This window comes from Vibrio sp. THAF64 (genome assembly GCF_009363455.1).
Classification (GTDB): domain Bacteria; phylum Pseudomonadota; class Gammaproteobacteria; order Enterobacterales; family Vibrionaceae; genus Vibrio; species Vibrio coralliilyticus.
The window spans coordinates 1,608,559-1,628,233 of the sequence record NZ_CP045356.1; the positions used below are offsets into that span (position 1 = coordinate 1,608,559).

14 protein-coding genes are annotated in these 19,675 nt (G+C 46.4%); 5 read left to right on the top strand and 9 right to left on the bottom strand.

Annotation, left to right across the window (positions count from 1 at the left end; all coding sequences use genetic code 11):
* Window positions 1-227 precede the first annotated feature (227 nt).
* The 3 genes from FIU99_RS23750 to FIU99_RS23760 all read left to right on the top strand — a co-directional run bounded on the left by FIU99_RS23750 (window position 228) and on the right by FIU99_RS23760 (window position 5,783).
* A complete protein-coding gene (locus tag FIU99_RS23750; RefSeq protein ID WP_006961389.1) occupies window positions 228-1,367 on the top strand; it encodes an efflux RND transporter periplasmic adaptor subunit in 1,140 nt (379 codons plus the stop codon).
* Between the two features lie 10 nt (window positions 1,368-1,377).
* Window positions 1,378-4,503 (top strand): efflux RND transporter permease subunit, encoded by a 3,126-nt coding sequence (locus tag FIU99_RS23755; RefSeq protein ID WP_006961388.1) that lies wholly within the window; start codon window positions 1,378-1,380, stop codon window positions 4,501-4,503.
* 119 nt (window positions 4,504-4,622) lie between these two features.
* Window positions 4,623-5,783 (top strand): MerR family transcriptional regulator, encoded by a 1,161-nt coding sequence (locus FIU99_RS23760; protein ID WP_006961387.1) that lies wholly within the window; start codon window positions 4,623-4,625, stop codon window positions 5,781-5,783.
* A gap of 48 nt (window positions 5,784-5,831) precedes the next feature.
* Here FIU99_RS23760 and FIU99_RS23765 read toward each other — a convergent pair whose 3' ends face one another.
* From FIU99_RS23765 to FIU99_RS23775, 3 genes are read right to left on the bottom strand one after another with little or no spacing between them, the layout of a single operon-like run.
* The gene (locus FIU99_RS23765; RefSeq protein WP_006961385.1) at window positions 5,832-8,933 is read right to left on the bottom strand and encodes an efflux RND transporter permease subunit; all 3,102 of its coding nucleotides are present in this window, start codon (window positions 8,931-8,933) and stop codon (window positions 5,832-5,834) included.
* Complete coding sequence (locus FIU99_RS23770) at window positions 8,930-10,246, bottom strand: efflux RND transporter periplasmic adaptor subunit (protein WP_006961383.1); 1,317 nt, start codon at window positions 10,244-10,246, stop codon at window positions 8,930-8,932. Before FIU99_RS23770 ends, FIU99_RS23765 begins: the two co-directional genes overlap by 4 nt.
* Before the next feature lie 4 nt (window positions 10,247-10,250).
* Window positions 10,251-10,901, bottom strand: coding sequence for a TetR/AcrR family transcriptional regulator (locus FIU99_RS23775; protein ID WP_006961381.1), 651 nt, complete (start codon window positions 10,899-10,901; stop codon window positions 10,251-10,253).
* Window positions 10,902-11,389: 488 nt separating this feature from the next.
* On the opposite strand from FIU99_RS23775, the gene FIU99_RS23780 reads away from it, so the two are divergent.
* The gene (locus tag FIU99_RS23780) at window positions 11,390-12,118 is read left to right on the top strand and encodes an alpha/beta hydrolase (protein ID WP_006961380.1); all 729 of its coding nucleotides are present in this window, start codon (window positions 11,390-11,392) and stop codon (window positions 12,116-12,118) included.
* 27 nt (window positions 12,119-12,145) lie between these two features.
* On the opposite strand, the gene FIU99_RS23785 is transcribed toward FIU99_RS23780, so the two are convergent.
* The 4 genes from FIU99_RS23785 to FIU99_RS23800 form a co-directional block, all read right to left on the bottom strand.
* Window positions 12,146-14,419 carry a glycoside hydrolase gene (locus tag FIU99_RS23785; RefSeq protein ID WP_006961379.1) on the bottom strand — a complete coding sequence of 758 codons (2,274 nt, stop codon included), beginning with the start codon at window positions 14,417-14,419 and terminating at the stop codon, window positions 12,146-12,148.
* A gap of 93 nt (window positions 14,420-14,512) precedes the next feature.
* The gene (locus tag FIU99_RS23790) at window positions 14,513-15,322 is read right to left on the bottom strand and encodes a DUF2861 family protein (RefSeq protein ID WP_006961378.1); all 810 of its coding nucleotides are present in this window, start codon (window positions 15,320-15,322) and stop codon (window positions 14,513-14,515) included.
* Window positions 15,319-15,969: a response regulator transcription factor gene (locus tag FIU99_RS23795; RefSeq protein WP_006961377.1), complete on the bottom strand. Its 651-nt coding sequence runs from the start codon at window positions 15,967-15,969 to the stop codon at window positions 15,319-15,321. Before FIU99_RS23795 ends, FIU99_RS23790 begins: the two co-directional genes overlap by 4 nt.
* Complete coding sequence (locus FIU99_RS23800) at window positions 15,966-17,354, bottom strand: DUF3404 domain-containing protein (RefSeq protein ID WP_006961376.1); 1,389 nt, start codon at window positions 17,352-17,354, stop codon at window positions 15,966-15,968. Before FIU99_RS23800 ends, FIU99_RS23795 begins: the two co-directional genes overlap by 4 nt.
* 176 nt (window positions 17,355-17,530) lie before the next feature.
* On the opposite strand from FIU99_RS23800, the gene FIU99_RS23805 reads away from it, so the two are divergent.
* The gene (locus tag FIU99_RS23805; protein ID WP_006961375.1) at window positions 17,531-18,019 is read left to right on the top strand and encodes a GNAT family N-acetyltransferase; all 489 of its coding nucleotides are present in this window, start codon (window positions 17,531-17,533) and stop codon (window positions 18,017-18,019) included.
* A 34-nt stretch (window positions 18,020-18,053) separates the two neighbouring features.
* Here the strand turns inward: FIU99_RS23805 and FIU99_RS23810 are convergent, their stop codons facing one another.
* Window positions 18,054-18,713 carry an HAD family phosphatase gene (locus FIU99_RS23810; protein ID WP_006961374.1) on the bottom strand — a complete coding sequence of 220 codons (660 nt, stop codon included), beginning with the start codon at window positions 18,711-18,713 and terminating at the stop codon, window positions 18,054-18,056.
* Between the two features lie 84 nt (window positions 18,714-18,797).
* On the bottom strand, window positions 18,798-19,571 hold the full coding sequence (locus FIU99_RS23815) for an ABC transporter substrate-binding protein (RefSeq protein WP_006961373.1): 774 nt from the start codon (window positions 19,569-19,571) through the stop codon (window positions 18,798-18,800).
* Window positions 19,572-19,675: the final 104 nt, after the last annotated feature.

Here is a 19,675-nt window from a genome sequence, read left to right on the forward strand (position 1 = left end):
TTTATTTAACTGTTTGTATTTTATGAACTTTGTTGTTGGCACTCTCTTTGCTCACGCCTTTAGTGCAAGCAATTCGTCATCGGTGAAATGGATTACCAATTAAAAGCATTAATTTTATGGATATTTCATATCTTTATGATGTCGAAGCTATAGCTTACTCGTATAAAACAAAGCCTGCCTCGTAAGAGCAGAAAAATAATAGGCTGTCATTCTAATAAGGACTTTTTATGAAAACTAAGCCGTTACGTTGGTTGCTTCCCGTTGTCATCCTCGGAGGAGCCTACGGTGGCTATGCTGCAATTGCCTCAAGCGCAGCAGAAAGCACAGAAACTAAACCAGAGAAAAAGCCGTTAACTGTGACTGTAGCGTCAGTGAAATCAAGCGATCATAAAGTACTGATCACCAGTCACGGTGAACTGTTGCCCGTAGAGGTGACGCAAGTTTCTGCTCAGGTATCTGGTGAGGTAACGAGCTGGCACCCCAATTTTGTTGCAGGTGGGGTCGTTAAACGTGGAGAGACGCTGTTTTCAATCGAGAGCGACAACTATCAGGCCGCGGTATTACAGGCAGAAGCGAATTTGGCCAGCGCTCAGGCGTCTTTAATTGAAGAAAAAGCAAAAGCAGAGGTGGCGAAGCGCCAGGCGAAAAACCTGCCAGCTAAGCAGGTAACAGATCTTTATTTACGCAAGCCCCAGGTGCTGAGTGCCATGGCACAGGTTAAATCAGCGCAGGCTGGTCTTAAGCGGGCAAAGCGCGATCTTGAAAACTGCAAAATCGTTGCACCCTATGATGCGCTGGTGGTATCACGCGATATTGGTGTCGGGCAATATATTTCAGCTGGCGCACATGTCGCGACGCTTAACAATATTGAAGCAGGTGAGGTTCATATTCCGATTGCTGGCTTTGACAGCGCTTTCTTGCCGGAAAACTACGCCGGAGTCTCAGCCACAGTGGTGCAACGAGGTATTATTGATGCGAAGCGAGAGGGAGTAATCGAGCGTGATCTTGGCGTGGTTGATAGTGCTACTCGAATGATCAATATGGTGGTCCGTGTTGATGACCCGTACGCCATTGAATCCGACGCTTCACCGCTCAAGTTTGGCTCTTATGTGGAAGTGCAGTTTATCGGTAAAGAACTCAAACACATTTACCGTTTACCTCAGGAGTTGGTCAACAACCGACAGGTTTGGGTTGTCAACGAAGATAACGAATTGGAACCTCGTATCGTCAACGTGTTACGCGCCGAGCAAGAGTTTATGCTGATCAGCGAAGGTTTATCTGACGAAGACCAGATTGTTCTGACGGTACCTGAATATCCGCAAAAAGGTATGCGGGTAGAAGTTGCCGTCACTGAAAGTGAACAGTAGGGGTTATAGCATGGACGATTCTAAACAAAAGGGCTTGATTGCCTACTTTGCTCACAATCCAGTCGCCGCTAACCTGTTGATGGTGTTTGTCCTGATTGTTGGTACGGTGAGTTTCTTCTTCATTCAGAGACAAATGTTCCCCAATATTGAGGTTAACTACATCAATGTTAGTGCGCAGTATCCGGGCGCTTCGCCTCAAGAAATCGAAGAGAGTATTCTCATTAAGTTGGAAGAATCTCTAAAAGATGTAACGGGGATAAAAAAGGCGGTCACCACAGCTTCTCGTGGTAGTGGCGCTATTGAGATTGAAGTCGATGTCGATCAAGACGTCGAAGACGTGCTGGATAAAGTCAAACAAAAGGTCGATTCTGTATCTAACTTCCCAGCGGGAATGGAGCCGATTCAGGTTTACCAGTTTGAGTTTAGGCAGGATGTGATTGAAATGGCGCTGGTCGGTAACCGTTCGCTACTGGAACTCAAACCGATAGCTAAGCAGATCGAAGATGAGCTGCTGCAGTTGCAAAATGTTGCTCTGGTAGAGCTGAGTGCGCCAGAGTATGAAATTGCGATTGAAGTAGAGCCACAGGTGCTACGCAAATATAGTCTCACTCTCAATGATGTGAGTCAGGCGATTCAACGCTACTCCGCTAACTACTCGGCGGGCGAGGTCAGAACCAACGCTGGGATGATTTCGGTTCGCATTGAGAATCAGTATTACAGCGGTGAAGAGTTTCGTGATATTCCGGTCAAGATCGGTGCTAATGGCGGTCGGGTCTTGCTGCAAGATATTGCGACCATCAAAGATGGTTTTACCGAAGATGATCGCTACTTTAAGTATTCTGGCGAGAATGCTATTTACCTGTCTGTAAAAGCGACCAAAGACCAAAATATGGTCACGGTAGCGGAGTCAGTAAAGGCTTATATAGAGCAAAAGAACACAAGCTTACCCGCAGACCTGAAGATCAAAACGCTGGTCGACATGACCTATTACCTCAACGCACGCCTCGATATGATGCTTAAAAACCTGCTGCAAGGTGCTGTTCTGGTTGCATTGATGCTCAGCCTTTTCTTGCGTGTCAAACTTGCGATGTGGGTAATGATAGGCTTACCTGTCTGCTTCCTTGGGGCTGTGATGTTAATGCCTGCGATTGGCGTCAGCATCAATATTGTCTCACTGTTCGCTTTCATTATGGTGTTAGGGATAGTCGTCGATGATGCCATTGTCATTGGTGAGAGTGCTTATTCTGAGATAGAGAAAAGCGGCGGTGGGGTTGATAACGTGGTACGCGGCGTTAAGCGCGTGGCAACTCCTGCAACCTTTGGTGTCCTGACCACAATTGCTGTATTTGCGCCGTTTTTAATGTCGAAGGGAATTGAGCGTGCCTTTTTCTTTGGTATCGCAGCGATAGTGATTCTGTGTCTCATCTTCAGCTTGATTGAGTCCAAGCTGATCTTACCGTCACATTTGGCACATTCGAACTTTAAGCCGATTAAAAAGGGAAGCTGGCGAGATAGATTCAACCAGCGTTTCTTTAGTTTTGTTCATGGCCCCTACAAGCGCTTTGTTACCGCTTGTACTTACTGGCGCTGGAGTGTATTTGCTGGATTCGCGGCGTTGCTTGTGATCAGTATTGCTCTGGTTATGGCGAACTATGTGAGAATCATACCATCGCCGAAAGTGCCGCATGACTTCCCAAGTATTAAGCTGGTGATGAACGACAATGTGTCGAGTGAACAGACCATTGAAGCGCTCAAACAGATCGAAAGTACTGTGTTACGTATCGATAGGGAAACGGAGCAGCAAACCGGCCAGAAGATGATCCGGGATATTTTGACTTTCAGCCAGGGCCGCAAAGAAGGTCGATTGGTGATCCCGTTAGTTGACGAAGAACTGCGTCCTTTCAATACCTTTGAGTTGGCGCGTCGTTGGCGTGAAGAGATGCCGAATATACCGGGGCTGAAGATGCTCAATGTCTCTGACAACGTCAATGACGATGAGAAAGGGGACGAGTTTGGTTTCCTTCTTTACGGCTCAGACATTGACACTTTGAATGAAGCGGGACGTGCGCTGATTGTGAAACTGAAGCAAGAAGAAGGCTTATTTGATATTTCGTCTTCTATTGATGCGGGTAGTCAGGAAGTTTTACTGTCTCTGGCACCTGTCGCTTACGACCTCGGGCTTAATTTGTCTGATATTGCCGTGCAAGTCGGCGGTAGTTTTTACGGTGGTGAAGCACAACGCGTGCTTAGGGATGGCGAAGAGATCAAAGTCATGGTTCGTTACCCTAAATTGACGCGAGAAGCCTTCGCCTCTCTACGCTATGCGGTGATCACTACACCCGAAGGCAAAAAGGTAATGCTGGGAGATGTAGTAGAAATCAACCAGAAACCGGGTGTGAGCAGTATTCGCCGAGAAGGTGGCTTCCGCAGTGTGTATGTCTACGGCTCGATTGATGAAGAGCTGGTGGAGCCAAGTGAAATTGTAGAGCGGGTCCATGAGCAAATCATACCGGATATTCTATCTGGTTATCCTGGCGTGAAAAGCCAGTTAGGCGGAACCATTGAAGAACAGCAAGCTCAGCAAGATGAGCAAAAAATCTTCTTTGTCGCAGGGATGATCATCGTCTACATCTTATTAGCCGTGCCGTTAAAGAGTTACACTCAGCCGTTGATCATCATGTCAGTCATCCCGTTTAGTCTCACTGGCGCAATCTGGGGACACTACTGGTTTGGTTTAGATCTCAGCATGATGTCGACCTTTGGTTTGATAGCCGCCGCTGGGGTAGTGGTGAATGACTCCTTGGTCATGACCGATTACGTCAATCATGTGCGTGCTCGTGGGGTGGCAATTAAGGAGGCTGTGATTGAAGCAGGTTGTGCAAGGTTCCGTGCAATTACACTGACTTCAATCACTACGTTCGTTGGGGTCTTGCCGATTATGTTCGAAACGAGTTTGCAGGCAAGATTCGTGATTCCAATGGCGGTTGCTTTAGGTTTCGCTGTGCTATTTGCAACCTTGTTAACTTTAGTGCTCGTTCCTTGCTTGTACCTGATGTTGGATGACATTAAGGGTATCTTCCGCTGGATAAAACAGAAACTGACCCGTCGCTCGACGTCGGAGGTTGTTGAACAGTAATTCGGATACAAGGGGGCAACTAGGCCCCCTTTTCTTTAATCCACCTAAAGTCAGTTTTCTCTATTGACCTGTCTAAAGCTTCATAGTTTATAGTGTTGATATCAACATGAGGACGAAGCATGTATCGAATTTCTCAACTCGCAGAACAAATCGGCTTAAGTCGTTCCACTCTTTTGTATTACGAAAAACTGGGTTTGATTCAAGGGACCAGACAAGCCAATGGATACCGGATGTACACAGACAAAGATGTGCAAAGGGTGCGTCTGTTGCAGCAGCTACAGGCAGGTGGCTTGACATTGGAAGAGTGTCTTGAATGTCTGGAGTCGAAAATCGACAGAAACAAGTTACTGCAAAGACTGAACGCGCTGGATGAGGAGATCCAACGCAAGAAGAAAGCCAAGGAACTGCTGTCAGCCATGTTGGGGATGAATTCAATGCGCGATTGGCACCAGGAGATGGAGGAGCACGCCCCTTCGGCTCACATGGAGTGGTTGATAAAACAGGGCTTCAGCGAAAAGCAGGCATTGAGATTGAAATGGTTATCAAAAGATATGAATGAACACGAACAATATATGGCAGATTTCGAGCAGATTTTTACGGGATTGAAGAGACTTGGCCCCGGCTCTGAGCAGGATACATTGCGTGCATTGAGTGCATTATCCCAGAATAAAGGGGCTTTACTGGAAGTCGGCTGCGGTAAAGGCATCGCCACCGGGGTCTTAGCGTCTCATTCGGAATTCCGTATTACCGCGTTGGATAACGACGAAGCAAGTCTCAGAAGCTTACAAGAAGGAATACCCGTTGAAAAACAAGTGAATGCGATTTGTGCCAGCATGACGGACATGCCATTTGAAGCCGCTCAGTTTGATGTGATTTGGTCTGAGGGCAGTGCTTACATTATGGGAGTAGAGAATGCGCTCAAAAGCTGGAAAGCCCACCTAAAACCAAGCGGTTACCTTGTCGTGAGCGATCTTGTGTGGTTAACAGATAATCCTGACTCCGATGTCTCGAATTTCTATCAAAAAGAGTATCCGGATATGGTGACCGTAGATAAGCGCATCGCGCAAATGCGTCAGGCAGGCTATGAAGTAGTAGAGACGTTTACTCTAAGCCAACAGTCATGGAATAACTTTGTCGATCCTCTCGTGTCTAGAGTTGGTGAACTGGGGAGCTCTCTACAAGCTTCTCAGGCACTAATCGATATGAAGTCAGAATTACATATGCACCAGAACTACTTACATCAATACGGCTACCAAATGTTTGTTCTAAGAAAAGTGTAAGTGAAAAGGGCTGTGAACTTCACAGCCCTTGCTTGTTAATAGAGGTTGTTAAATCTCCTCATGCTTACGCACTACGCCGAAATCGGCGAGGATGGCGTACGCGGCAGGGATCATAAACAGCACCAGTAGAGTTGAAGCGAAGATACCAAACACAATTGAAATCACTAGTGGTTGGATAACTTGCGCTTGCAAGCTGGTTTCAGTTAACAGAGGTAACAAACCGGCTGCTGTGGTCATAGAAGTGAGGAATACAGCTCTGAAACGTTCCCGGCTTGCTTTGACAACGGAGTCATGAACATTGTCGCCCTCGTCCACATGATGTCGGATGTACTGAACCAGTAGAATGGAATCATTGACGACAATCCCTGCAAGGGAAACAAAGCCCATTAAACTAGGCATGCTGAGTGAGTGACCGAGCAGGATGTGCCCCCAGACGACACCAACAAATGCCAATGGAATGGCTAACATCACCACGAATGGTTCGAGGTAGCTACGGAACTGGTAACTAAGGATGGCGAACACCCCAAATAGCCCAAGTAAGAAGCCTTTACCCATTGAAGCTCCCGTTTCCGCGGTGTCTTTTGCTTCGCCTTCAAAATCGAAGCGTAGTCCCGGATATTTCTGCATCAACTTAGGCGCTTCGTCTTTTTGGAACTGGGCGATGATGGCTGTGGAATTGGCTTTGGTGTTATCAATATCACCGAATACGCTGATGGTACGCAGCCCGTCTATGCGTTGGATTCGCACATAGTTACGTTGGAAATCCAGAGTAGCGATAGTGGCCAGCGGGATCTGGCTGCCATCAGATAAAATGATGGGGAAGTTGGCCAATTGTTGCAGATCCCCAGCTTGGACTTTGTCCAAACGCACTTCGATCGAAATGTTCTCCACACCTACTTGAATTTCGTCTGCCGTTTGGCCGAAAAAGGCAGCGCGTAACTGATTGGCGATGAGTTGGCCGTTAACGCCATAGGTTTCGGCACCGGGGCGAAGTTTGACTAGCACTTCCTCTTTGCCCATTCGCATGTCATCCAACACGCCGTGTACGCCATCAAACTCATTGAGATATTGCTGAATTTCGATAGAAGCGGCTTTTAGTGCGTCGAGATCATCATGCTTAGCACGGATCTCAATGGCACGCCCGCCCGGTCCCATTGTTGGTTGTTTGTAGACCAAAGATATTGGATCAGCGAGCTCACCGACGTCTTCACGCCAAGCTGCAATGAATTCCTCAATCAATGTGTTTCGGCTTTCAGCACCGAGTAAATCCAAACGCACAGTGGCGATGTGAGGCCCAGACTCATTGGCGTCCGCATTGGCGTTGAACTGGCTAGTGATGTGTTGAACCAATGGTGTGCCATTTTCGACTTTCTCACTCCATTCTTTGTCCAGCTTTCGGGCTGAGGTGACGATCTTATCGACCACCGCTTCAGTCTGAGAAAGGGAAGAGCCGGGAGGAAGAATGATTCGTGCTTCAGCAATATCCCCATCAAGCTCAGGAAAAGGCTGAAATTTGAGTAACCCGCCCGCTAACGTCGCTGCAGAAATCAGAAGTAACGCAAAGACACCACCAATAAAGGCGTAACGGTATTCTACGACTTTCTCAACCGCACTGACCAATTTGGTATTACGGAAGTTTTCAAATCCATCGAGCAGCTTTTGTTTGAACTTTGCTGGTGGCTTTTCCTTTTTCTCTTTGTGTAATGAGTGCGAAAGGTGGTTGGGTAAGATCAGAAATGCTTCGACAAGACTGAGTGTCAGCACCAGAATCAATACCTGCGGAACGGCCTTAAGTACAGCACCCATCTCACCTTGCAAGAACAGCAGGCTACCAAAAATACACACAGTGGTAAGGAAAGAAGAAATAACACCCGGTAGAACTTTCTTAACGCCATTGGTCACTGCATCATCGACCTTTTCTCCTCTATCCAGATGCGCGGCGATAGACTCTGCAATCACAATCGCATCGTCCATCATAATGCCGATGGCCATGAGCAGACCGACAAGTGACATTATGTTGATGGATAGGCCCAGTTGAGCCATGAGAAACAAACCGCCGAGAAATGCAACAGGTAACCCTGCTGCGACCCAGAATGAATAGCGTAGGCTAAAGAACAGCCACATGGTTGCAAACACCAAGATGATCCCTTGCCAACCATTTTTGACCATCATGGTCAGGCGATCCCAAAGTACCGAGGACAAATCATTGGTCAGCTCAAGCTTAACGCCGTCTGGTGCTATTGCTTGTTGGTCTTCAACAAACTGGGCGACACGCTCTTTGATCCTCAGTGCGTCATCTTCTTTGTTTTTGCTCACTTTAAGCAACGCGGAAGGGTGACCGTCAAATAACACCTTTTGTTCGTCCAATTCAAAGCGATCGGTAATGGTTGCAATATCGCGTAGACGAATGAGCGAGCCATTCGGGCCGGAACCTACAACAATGGATTCGAGTTCTTGTGGGGTGACTCTTCTTTCGTCAAAACGGATCAGAAAGTTCTTATCTGGTGTTTCGACATTACCACTCGGAAGCTTGACGTTCTGGCGACCAATCTGTTCGGCAATGTCGCCGACACTCAAACCAAGCTGTCGCATAGCCTGACTATCCAGCTCCACGCGAAATTGATGATCAGAGAAGCCCGCTACTTCTACTAGAGAGACGTCATAATCTAGCTTTAACGTTCTTTTAAGCTGCTCTGCATAGGCTTTCAGTTCTGGCCAAGTGGTATTCGCGGTAATCGCAACATCAACAACAGGCTCATTCCAGTCCAGTTCCTGAACCACGGGAGATTCAATCTCCTGAGGAAAGTCGTTAATGGCGTTAATTTGAGTCTGAACATCGACTAGCATACGGCCGATGTCTGCTTTTTCGTTCAGCTTTAAGATCAGACGAGCAGAGCCTTCGATGGCTTCACATTGGGTTTCTTCAATGTTGGCCAAGCCGTCAACGGCATCTTCTAATCGTACACAGATGCTTTCCTCAACTTCTTGTGGTGAAGCGCCTGGATAGGTAACCCCAGCCATAATGTAAGGCGGATCAAACTCGGGGAAGGTTTCGCGTTTAATATTAGGCAGTGAAGTGATACCCAAAATCAGCAACGTCAGCATTAACAGATTGGCGGCTGTCGGGTGTTTAGCAAAGAATCGAATCATGATTCAGACCCCTCTGCGTCACGGTTCTCTTCCTTAAGCAGCATACCTTCAATCGCGGGCAGCAGATCGTTAATGATCAGTTTTTCGCCTTGCTCCAGATTGCCGTCGATAATGACGTTATTGTCGCGGCGATAAAGCACTTTCACTGTGCGTATCTGCAGCTTGTTGTCTTGACCTTTGACGTAAATTCGGTCGCCATGCAGTGCGCGTTCTGGTATGACCCAGCTTGGGTTTTCCTGGCCTTCAATTTTAGCTCTGACAAACATACCGTTAACTAAAGGTGGGACAGACGTTGGGTTAAGGTTACGGTAATCCTGCTGCACTTCGAGGATGACGCCGACGGTGGCCTGATTTGGGTCAACGGTTTCGCTGATACGTGCCACTCGCGCGGGCCAGCTTGCATTAAGATTACCGCTGTTCAGTTCAATGGTTGCACCAATGAAAATGGTGTCAGGCTGTGGAATCCCATCCGAATCACGACCGAACTCACCAAGGCTCGACGCCAAGGTGTGCATATCGTGGATCGAGAGTTGTGCTTCCACTTCCATTACTTCAATGCCGTGTGCTGTAACCATGGTTTGTTGAAGGTTCACGACCTGATTCTGCTCGATTTCTATATCAGCAATTCTGAGATCGTAAGGAAGCGTAATGATGGTTTTTTCCAGCGCTCGCTGTGCTTCTTCAACTTTAGAGGCATTGACTTTAACCAGTGCTTCCGCGACTCGTTTTTCATCAGGCATCAGACCGATCTGATTGTCGATATCGAGGACTAATTTGCGTTGTGACAGTGCACTCTGCTCTTGCTGGTCGACATCGGATTGAGAAGTTAGCCCTTTCTTTCTCAGGTTCTGTTTGCGTTCCAGCTCTTTGTTAGCAATGTTCAGACGATTGGTTTCAATCTTTAACGTCTGTTTAAGATTTTCTTCTTCGAGTGTCAGTTTGGCTAAAGAGGTTTGAGAAGATTTAAGGTCAGCCTGAGCCTGCACAAGTTTGAGTTCATAATCGAGTGGGTCAATTCTGAGAATTTCCGTTCCCGCTCTTAACACTTGCCCTTTGTTGAGTTGGGGGTGGCGATAAACCACTTTGCCTGTCACTTCCGCAATTGCCTTCCATTCTAGCTTCGGTGCCACTTTGCCAAATCCGATGGCGATGGGGGCGACCGATTTTAGTTCGAGCGACATAGTTTCAACCAGTCGGGCTCGGTCACCAGCAGGTTTGACGGGTAACTCAGGCTTCATTTTAACCGCGAGAACTAAGATGAGTATTCCGACAGCAAGTGCCGGGAAAAAGAGTAGTTTTCGATTGAGTTTCATAACGTCATTCCGTTGTGTGTGAAGGTTGCAGAAAACCTTGCGTCATAAGTTTGATATTGTGCTCGAACAAGCGGTTCAAGAACTCTTCATTGAGTTCAATGCCGTGGATATTGAGTAGGGCTTGCGGAGCAATAAAGGGAAAAACCATTAAGCTAACGTAGGAAACGCGGCATAAGGTCGGGTCAACGTCTTTACGTAGTACACCACTATCAGCCAGTTGATCGAAGATGACGTGCTGCATCGGTTTCCCAATGTCGTCAAAGACTTTCTCCAATAGCTTTCGTTGTGTTTCAGACGGTGGCATGTTCATGACTTGCGCGACCAGCCGAGGAAACTGGGGTATTTTGACCATTTCACGATAATAGGTGCGCATTAGGTCGAGGAAGTTCTTCTGATTGCTATCCGCAGCCAGTGTTTTGAGCTGTTGCTTCATTGGTTCGAGCGTTTCTCGAAGCATGGTTTCAAACAGCCCTTCTTTGCTACCGAAGTAGTACCGAATCATAGCGACATTCACGCCCGCACGTTTAGCAACTAACCGGGTCGACACTTTGTCATAAGCCATTACGGTGAAGAGATCTCTGGCGTGTTCAATGAGTTGAGTTCGAGCATCGATATCTTTGCTCGGCCTGCCTGCTTTACGGGGAGAATCAGCCACGAATACTGCCTCTAATATTAAACGTTTGATTAATTATAGATTGGTGTATTTGTATCCGATATGTGAAAAATTCAACACTATTTAATCAAATGATTAATTAAAGCAATATTGTGAACAGAGTAGAGTTTGTAGAGTGGGGTTGAAAGAAAATACCCGCACAGTGGGCAGACTGTACGGGCAAACAAGGGCAACAATTTAAATTTTTTAGTTTGGAGATTGTTGGTCTAATTTCCGTATCCAAACTGTTATAAAGTATTCGTGGTCTTTAGAATGACTTTGTATCAGTGTAACCAACGCCGTTTAAAGTAACATTAATGTAAATTTAATTTAAATGATAAATATGAAATTATAAATTTCATTTATGAAAAATTCGTGCGACAGATTGCAGCTAGAATGGCGTGATGTGAATGCACAATGGCGTTAAATGAATCTCGGATGCGAGTAAGGGGAAATATAATTCACAGGCTGCCCTGAATCAGAGATTTCTTATGAATATCAAACCTAAACTGATGACGCTATTCATACTAACCAGCCTATTGTTGGGCTGTACTTCCACAACAATGTATTCGCCTGATACGCCACTTGTTGTTGTCGCTCATGGTTTAGGCCGCAGTGACTTCGCGATGCGAGGCCTGAAAAACAGTCTTACTGACGCAGGTTATGCGGTGTGTCGTCTCAATTATTCTTCCATTGGTCAGTCTCTACAGAAGTGGAAAGAAGAAACCACCTCCCAGATTGATCAATGTGTATCAGGTTACTCCACCGTTCACTTTGTCGGTCATTCACTTGGCGGCTTGGCGATTCGCTCATATCTAGCAAACGATGAACAGCTGGCGCAAGATAAGCGACTCGGTAAAGTTGTGCTGCTTGGCACACCGAACAAAGGTAGCGAAGTGGCTGACAGCATGAAAGGGCATTTTCTGATGTCGATTGCGGGAGAAGTCAGCCAGTCGCTGACAACGGGAGAGCAATCCCTTGGGCAGAGATTGCCACCTCCTTATTATCCAGTCGGGGTGATTGCTGGTACTTCAGAATCATCGGGAACAGCCGAACTTTTCCATTCTCTCAACGATGGGCTGGTGTCTGTTGAGTCAGCGAAAGTCAGCAATATGGCAGATTTTATCACCTTAGACGTGAGTCACACTGCGATGCGCTATGATGCCGAAGTCGCGAAACAAACGATCAGCTACCTTCAAACCGGGCATTTTCTCCACTAGACAAAAGCGATATTCGCCGCTCTGTTGTCATTGATTTGGATTGGCCTGCCACTTGATGTTTCGACCAGTACTGAGTTGTGCCAGTACAGACTGAGCCGGGAGCGTAATGCTAGCGTAGGTGATCGGTTTCGAGCTGAAATTGGCGGTGATCGTACTTCCATCGCTGAACGTCGTTTGCTGCACCAACCCAGACTTGCCGAGCCATTTGAACTCGGTAAGCTGTTTATCCCAAAGCTGTTCATGCATGGGGGTATAACCTTGCTGATAATGAGCCAGTGCTTTGAGTCTTGGGCTATCAGGAGAATTCGCTTCATCTCGTGTCAGGTGTACCATTGGAGGCGTGTTGTAGAGCATAGAGATCAAATCGCGCTCCGCCTGCACATTACTAAATTTGAGGCTGTCACTGTGCCAGTGATGACTGTTGACCACTTCGTCGTGGAAAACAATCTGGTACAAAGGTACTCGATATTGTGGAGCAAAAAGCAGGGTTTTATAGGGTTCTTTTACTTTTGCCTGTTTAAAGAAGAAGTCAGGTTTGTGGTCTGGATACCAGCGGCCCAGAAAATACGGTGAACGAGCATCGTTTTTCATTTCGTTGTCTGTCCAGCCAAAGCCGACGGTTTCAAGACCATGAGCAAACGCGATGCCTCGGGTTGTCAGGCTGTTGCCATCTTCTGACCCCAGTACGAGGCCGTCTTGTTTCGTTATCCAGTTCATGCGTTGGTTAAAAGCTTCAAGCATATCTTTCTCGCTACTGCCATCGCTGTAATCTTCTCTTGCCATCGCGGTGGCATCGACGTCGAGAAATAGGCTGTTGAAGCGACCATATTTGACGACATCCAGTACTCGCTGTTTTACGTAATCCAGTTCGCAGTTTGGGTTAAGGTAGTAACCGTTGCCTCGGAAGCCTTTTTTCTTTTCTCCATTAGCAAGCTCTATTGAGCAATGTTGTCTCATTAGTTCGGGTAACTGAGCCGTCAGCCATCCGTCATTAAGCCCTAGAGGAATGGCAGTGTTGTAAGAGTCGTAAGTGGCGACCAGATAGCCCGCTTGCTTAGCGTCGTCCACGACGTTTGGTTGATAAAACGCCGGCATCCAGTTATCAAAACCCAGCCAGAGTTTGGTGAGCCCAGCTTGTTTTAAGTTGGTCAACATATCTGTTGATAATGCTTGCCCCCAGCGCTCAGGTTTGAGCAGATAAGACGCCGCATTTTCTTTCAGCCACTGCTTTTGCTGCTGGGCAGCGTGGTATTGAGCTGCAATCGCATTGTTGCTGAGTGTCGGTGCCGGTGAAGGAAATTTTTGGTGTAGCGAATCATTAAGCGAATCAATCAACAACTGCTTGTGATAGCGACTTAGCCAGTCCTTACCTTTTTTCAGTGGTTGAATCTCTTTGAGTGCTTGTGGAGGAATGGTCAGCTCTGCCTGCTCAAAATACCACTGCTTGAGTCCCCACCAGTTGGTGACATCATCGGTGCTCAGCAAATCCTTACCAAACAGATACACTTGGCTTGCCCCAATCAGTTGCTTGATCTGAGAGGTGTTCTTCATTCTTTCCGCGAGTGTCGTCGACTGATTATGATCAATGCGCCATTGCCTGTACGCTTTGGCTCCATCCATCCAATCATTACCAAGCTTGATCTGAACAGTAAAATCTTGGTGTTGATTGAGAGGAGTGAATTGATGCTCCGCCAACATGTCAATTTTGGGGTGAGCATTCGAGAAATTTAGCGTGTTGTTTGTGGCATTCAGTAATTGATAGCTGATGTAACGATTGTCTTGTTGTGCTGTCCAGAAGGGCATCTTGAGGCCTTGGGTAGTATTAGAACCAGAGTGCTCTTCGGCCAGATAATCTGCCCATACTTGATTGTCTGTCGGGATGCGCATGCCTTCACTGAAAGGAAGAAAGAGTGTTTTGGTTCGCTCCTGAGGCAAATCAAACCAGCTTAACGTGAGGGGCTGGTTACGTTTAATGGCTGGCTTACTCGGAGCAGCGAAGCTTATTTTTAACGCCTCCTTAACCAGTTTAGTCGATACACGAATACCACTTGGCTGAAGCGTCCAACGGGCTTCTGTTTTTGAAACTGACACCAAATCAGAAGCCACCTGAGTATGTTGATTCACTTTCATCGCTTGGCTGTTAACAATGAGATCATTCCAGCTAATTTCTAAATCTTGCGGTGAAATAGAAATCTGATTGTTTTTGTCACTAAGAGCGATGGACTGAGCTTGAACACTGGTTGCTAATACCAACAAAGGCAATGCAGCATATTGCGTTAAAGAACGGGCTTGAAAAAGCATGATGGATTCCTTGAAAAACTAAGGAACCCATTACAGCTGAGGCGGCTTAAATGATTGTCACCCAATTGTCTCTATTCGTAGCCATTCGTGGATTTAGGGAGCAAAAGGAATGGCTATACGTTGAATGTACTCAATCTTTAAGCCTTGTTGGTATTCAAACACAGACACGGTGGCACTCAGGTGTTTGGCGCCGTCAGGGATCTGCGTTGAGCGAGGAACAGGAGCAACAAGTGACGAAATCGGTTTTCTCATTCCCAGCATCAAATATTGGCTGTCAAACCATTGCCACGTAGCAGTGGGCTTGGCGCAGCTGCTTTCGGTTACTGGAAGGGTTAAATGTATTCGTTGCATCGAATTGTCTAGACGTGTCCAGTTTTGATTCTCTGGCATGGCCACCAGCAAAGGGTAAACAGTATTTCCCAACTTGAGTTTATATAGGCCAGATAAGGGCTCGATCAGCAACTCGTCGGTTTCAATTTCCTGATAGTCACTTTGTTGAGACAGCTCTCCGTTTAATAGCTGCTTGACTGACGGATCAATAAGCTCAATCGTTAAGTCATTCTGAGTGTTTTCAGCCGAAATTTTTATTTGGAAACCTTGTGAAGACAGGCCTGAACGGCGTACAAAGCTGACGCTTAGAGCCGCGGGTAGCGATGAAGAGTTAGCCATCAGTTGCTGACCACACTGAGACTGGTTCAAAATCTCTTGTTTGACAGGTAACCAATATTGACGATCGATATCTTGCTGGTTAAGGGCCAGATGCAATTCCTGCCAGGCCAATTGAGGCTGATTGTTAAGCAGCGCTTGATAAGTGCGCGCAAGTGGCGTGTCCTCAAACCAAGTTGCCTGGGTGGAGAGTGGAAAGATGAGGCAAGCAAGTGTACTCAAGAGCCGACGTTTCATAGCGCCTCCTCATTGAGACGATAGCCGACCCCTCGATGTGTTTCGATGTTAAGGACTGGAAGCTTTTGCCTCAGTCGCAAAATATGGTTGTCTATCGTTCTCGTACTCGGGAAGGCTTGATAGCCCCATACTTTGTTGAGCAACTCATCACGGTGGAATACTCTTCCCTGATTCTGAATCAAGAGCACCAGTAACTGAAACTCCTTAGGTTTTAACGTTACAAGTTGATCGTTGAACATGGCTTCACGTTTCGCTAGATGGAGTTCAATTCCGCCATAACAGAGATAGCTCGCGCCTAAGGGCCTCAGCTGACTAACTACTCTGGCAAGCAATTCATCATGGGAAAATGGCTTAGTAACGTAATCTTTGGCACCAGCCATCAGGCCTTCCACTTTTTGCTCGGTGTCGATTTTGGCGGTCAGGATAATGACAGGTACGGCCTTGAGAAGCAGCCAGTGTGGTAAATGTTTTAGGCTGTCTCCATCGCTCAGTTGTCGATCAAGGATAACCAAATCCGCTTTAAACCAGAGTTGTTCTACTTTTCTGGTTTCTTGTACCCAGACGCAATGGTAGCCATTGGATTCAAATAGAGAAACTAATCCCTGTCCAAGTAGTTTGTCATCTTCGATCAGCAATAAGCTCTTCATAGCGGTAGCTCCAAAATACAGCGAGTTGGGCGGCGTCGTACAATCAACTTACCTCCCATGAGTTTCATTAAATGCTCGACAATGCTCAAGCCTATTCCCATGTTTTCATGGTTTGTTTTCCCTTGGAACTTAGTGAAAAATTGAGCCATGGCGGAAGGAAAGTAGCCTTGATCGGTCACTTCAATGACGAGCTTATGGGTGAGAGTGGCACGAATTTCAATCTTGCCATGCCCGTGCTGTTTGGCATTTTTAATCAAATTGTCTAAACAAATCGACAACCAGTAAAAGGGTAAAGTGAGTTCTCTATCTTGACTGAGCTGGTAGCTAAGGGCGTGCTTCTCACAGGTATGTTCTAGCCAATCATCCAGAGAAGCCGTTTGTTTGAGCAATTGTTGAGAACGCTGTGTGCTGAGGTAGATCTTACTGTTTTCAGTCAGTTGAGAAAGCCGTTGGTGATCAGACATTAATCGCCAGACGGCATCTTGAGTGTCGTTTGGTAAGCGATCAAACTGACTGCGGAACATTTCCACGGTTAGGCCTAGGCTGGTGATCGGTGTGCGCAGTTCATGGGTCAACAACTGCAATATGAAGCGTTTCTCACGGCTTTGCTGGCGTCTCGTGTAAAGGGTTTTGACCGTTATAAAGAGAATCAAAATCGACAAACCTGCGACAAATAAACGTAATGCGAGCACGTTCTCGGCAACATCACTGATGCAAAGGTTGCTGTAGCGGAAGGTGCAATTTGGGCCTGATAGCGTGATCTCCAGTCGCTTTGCAACAGGTTGCCACGTTTCAGCTGTCACGGCTTTCCAACCTTGTTCTCCACTTAGCCACAAGGTGTCTTTTTCCATCCATGCACGGTATCCGTTCAGTAGGGCTTCACGTCCTTCATTGGACAGAGTGGATAGTGCCGCATGCAAAGGGTGCTGCGGATTGTCGATGGTTAAGTAGCGACGTATCGTATGGCTAGGTTGGTAGTTAGGTTGACGATCCAGATAGCGGTCTGCAAAGCTCCCGCCAGCTGGGTGCAACAGCGTGTGCGCTTGAAACCAATCATCGGTGAGCAACTGATCATTGCACATTGCCAGTTCAAACTCGATGGCGTCATTAAGGTTAGCGTTGTGCTGCTCATTTTTCTGACAGGTTTGAGACACTCGATAAACCTGCTCGATCTCTTGCCAGTTGTATTGTTTGAAATCTGGGTAGCGAGCCTGCTGTGTGAGTAATTCAGCAGGGTACTGGCTGAGCTGCTGCTGTGTGACTTTGAGTTCGGTAGCCTGCCAATTTTGCTGATAAAGCGATTGCCAATTTTCTTGGAGACTCTGCGCTTGTGCGACTAGAGGAAACAGAAACAAAAAGCACGCAGCCAACTTACCTAAAGGCATCAATTTACTCATTAAATATAGGGTTCACTGTGATTTTAGCGGCTTTTGGGCTTGCTTTGTAACCTGTATGTCAACATTAGTCAGTTGAGAAGTTTTGTCGCCTAGCTTAACAAAGGTTAATGATTATTGATGAGGTGAATATTAATTTGGCTCCCACCAATGTAAGGAGAAATGCAATGTTAGAGTGGCGAGTAAAGAGGTTTGCCGAATTATCTGTGAATGAACTGTATGACTTTCTGCGTCTACGAGTTGATATCTTTATTGTTGAGCAACAATCGCCTTACAGTGACTTAGATGGGAAAGATACTCACCCTGAAACGCGACATGTGATGGGCTATGAAGACGGAAAGCTGGTTGCGTATAGCCGATTGATGCCGCAGGGCCTAGGTTACCCGGAAGAAGTGTTAGAACTGATTGATACCAGCGCCAATGATGTATGCATCGGGCGAGTGATCGTTGCGATAAGTCATCGTGGCCGTCAGATTGGTCATGAACTGATGAAATTGAGCTTTGATACGCTGAGAGAGATACATACTAGCAGCTCTATTTTCATTTCATCGCAGGAACATTTGAAAGACTATTACGGTGCTTATGGGTTTGAAGTGATCACGGGTCGTTACTACGAAGACGGGTGCACCATGCTTGGGCTGAGGTATACACCCTGAATTGAAGGCGGTGCAACCGCCTAAATTGACATTATCAGTCCCAGTGTAGAATGGTCCAGTTTGGACGATCTGCGATGGCTTTTAATCGAGGACAAGGGTTGACTAAGTAAGCGTAGTCAGCGCGCTCACATAAGGGCAGGTCATTGATTGAATCAGTGTAAAAGTGGATCTCTGAATAGGTTTCGTCTCTGGCACTGAGCCACTGTTCTAGTCTAGTTACCTTACCCTCTCGATAGCTTGGAACACCGGACACTTTTGCCGTGTAACGATCGTCCTCGGTGACCAATTCGATCCCCATGGATTGCTCAACGCCTAGATGCCGTGCCACGGCTTCGACAATAAAGCTCACGGTTGCGGAGATAATTAATGTGTCGACGCCTTGCTTATTGAGCTGTTCTAACAGCGGGATAGATTGTTGAAATTGCTTTGGGGCAATCCCTTTATCAACGCATTCGTTGACCAGCTTCTCAACTTCTCCTAAAGAGAGGTGGGCAATAGGGGCCATGGCGAACTTGAGGTAGTCATCCATGTCTAGCTTTCCCTGAGAATACAATGCCATCAGTCGCTGATCTTCTGTGAGGAAACTTGCATCATCGACAATACCTTTCTCGACTAAAAACTCATTCCAAATCATCGCACTGTCTGCTTTGATTAATGTTTCATCTAGATCGAATACGTACAAAGGTTTGGTCATGGAGCGTCTCTCAGTGATGTAGGTTGTTTTCGCAAGGCAGGGTAACTAGTAATTATGACAGTTTATTTTCACTCAGAGCTCTTTTTATAAGTCGGACGGGTGAGAGACAGAAATTTGATTTTCTACACTGATGATCTTTTGGTATTCACCCGATTGAATCAATTGTTGGATGCCTAAACTGAGTGCTTCACTAAGGCGTGCACTACGCTCATGATCATGCTTAGAGAACATAGTGTACATGTCTTTTTCCATAATTGGCTTAGGGTGAATCCGGATCTTATTTATCTGTATGGCAGAAAGTATCGTGCCCATCATGTAGTAACCACGTTCAACCGCCGCTGGGTAAGCGTCTATGCGTTGTTTCCCTAGTTTAATAAAATTACTTTGGTCCTCATTGGCAACCTCGACTTTTACGCCCTGCGACTGGAGCAAGCGGGTCACTTCATAGGCTTGTGTCGCACCAATATGGTAGTTGTTTAAATCCAATGATTTTTGCCAATCAAAGTTGCTGTCGACATGGTAGAAAAAGACAATTTTTTGTGTGAACAGGGATTCTGAGAAGATGAAAAGGGATTGTCGTTCATCGTTCTTAAACCAAGGGAATGTTCCGTCATATTTGCCTGACTCAACGTAACGATAAGCTCTGCTCCAAGGATGATAGTCGATAGTGACACTATAGCCTTGCGTTTGGTAAGCAGCGATGACCAGGTCTTCGGCAATTTTATAATTTGGGTTATTCAGGCTGCTGGTATACGGTTCCCAATCACCGACAACCAATTTTACGACTTTGTCACTATTTTGGGCGACAGATAAGGGTGAGCACACGAACAACAAAATTATCGCAAAAATCCTACTCATAGCTCTTCCCTTTATCACATCTACCTTCAAATTTAGATGATAATTTGATCAATAAGTAGTCTGACTCATGAAGATTAACTATTTGTGAATGCTTCTATCTCATC

Excerpts from the sequence above, each read along its gene's own strand:
- FIU99_RS23750 (WP_006961389.1), top strand. The coding sequence starts at position 228 with ATGAAAACTAAGCCGTTACGTTGGTTGCTTCCCGTTGTCATCCTCGGA.
- FIU99_RS23755 (WP_006961388.1), top strand. The coding sequence starts at position 1,378 with ATGGACGATTCTAAACAAAAGGGCTTGATTGCCTACTTTGCTCACAAT.
- FIU99_RS23760 (WP_006961387.1), top strand. The coding sequence starts at position 4,623 with ATGTATCGAATTTCTCAACTCGCAGAACAAATCGGCTTAAGTCGTTCC.
- FIU99_RS23765 (WP_006961385.1), bottom strand. The coding sequence starts at position 8,933 with ATGATTCGATTCTTTGCTAAACACCCGACAGCCGCCAATCTGTTAATG.
- FIU99_RS23770 (WP_006961383.1), bottom strand. The coding sequence starts at position 10,246 with ATGAAACTCAATCGAAAACTACTCTTTTTCCCGGCACTTGCTGTCGGA.
- FIU99_RS23780 (WP_006961380.1), top strand. The coding sequence starts at position 11,390 with ATGAATATCAAACCTAAACTGATGACGCTATTCATACTAACCAGCCTA.
- FIU99_RS23785 (WP_006961379.1), bottom strand. The coding sequence starts at position 14,419 with ATGCTTTTTCAAGCCCGTTCTTTAACGCAATATGCTGCATTGCCTTTG.
- FIU99_RS23790 (WP_006961378.1), bottom strand. The coding sequence starts at position 15,322 with ATGAAACGTCGGCTCTTGAGTACACTTGCTTGCCTCATCTTTCCACTC.
- FIU99_RS23795 (WP_006961377.1), bottom strand. The coding sequence starts at position 15,969 with ATGAAGAGCTTATTGCTGATCGAAGATGACAAACTACTTGGACAGGGA.
- FIU99_RS23800 (WP_006961376.1), bottom strand. The coding sequence starts at position 17,354 with ATGCCTTTAGGTAAGTTGGCTGCGTGCTTTTTGTTTCTGTTTCCTCTA.
- FIU99_RS23805 (WP_006961375.1), top strand. The coding sequence starts at position 17,531 with ATGTTAGAGTGGCGAGTAAAGAGGTTTGCCGAATTATCTGTGAATGAA.
- FIU99_RS23810 (WP_006961374.1), bottom strand. The coding sequence starts at position 18,713 with ATGACCAAACCTTTGTACGTATTCGATCTAGATGAAACATTAATCAAA.
- FIU99_RS23815 (WP_006961373.1), bottom strand. The coding sequence starts at position 19,571 with ATGAGTAGGATTTTTGCGATAATTTTGTTGTTCGTGTGCTCACCCTTA.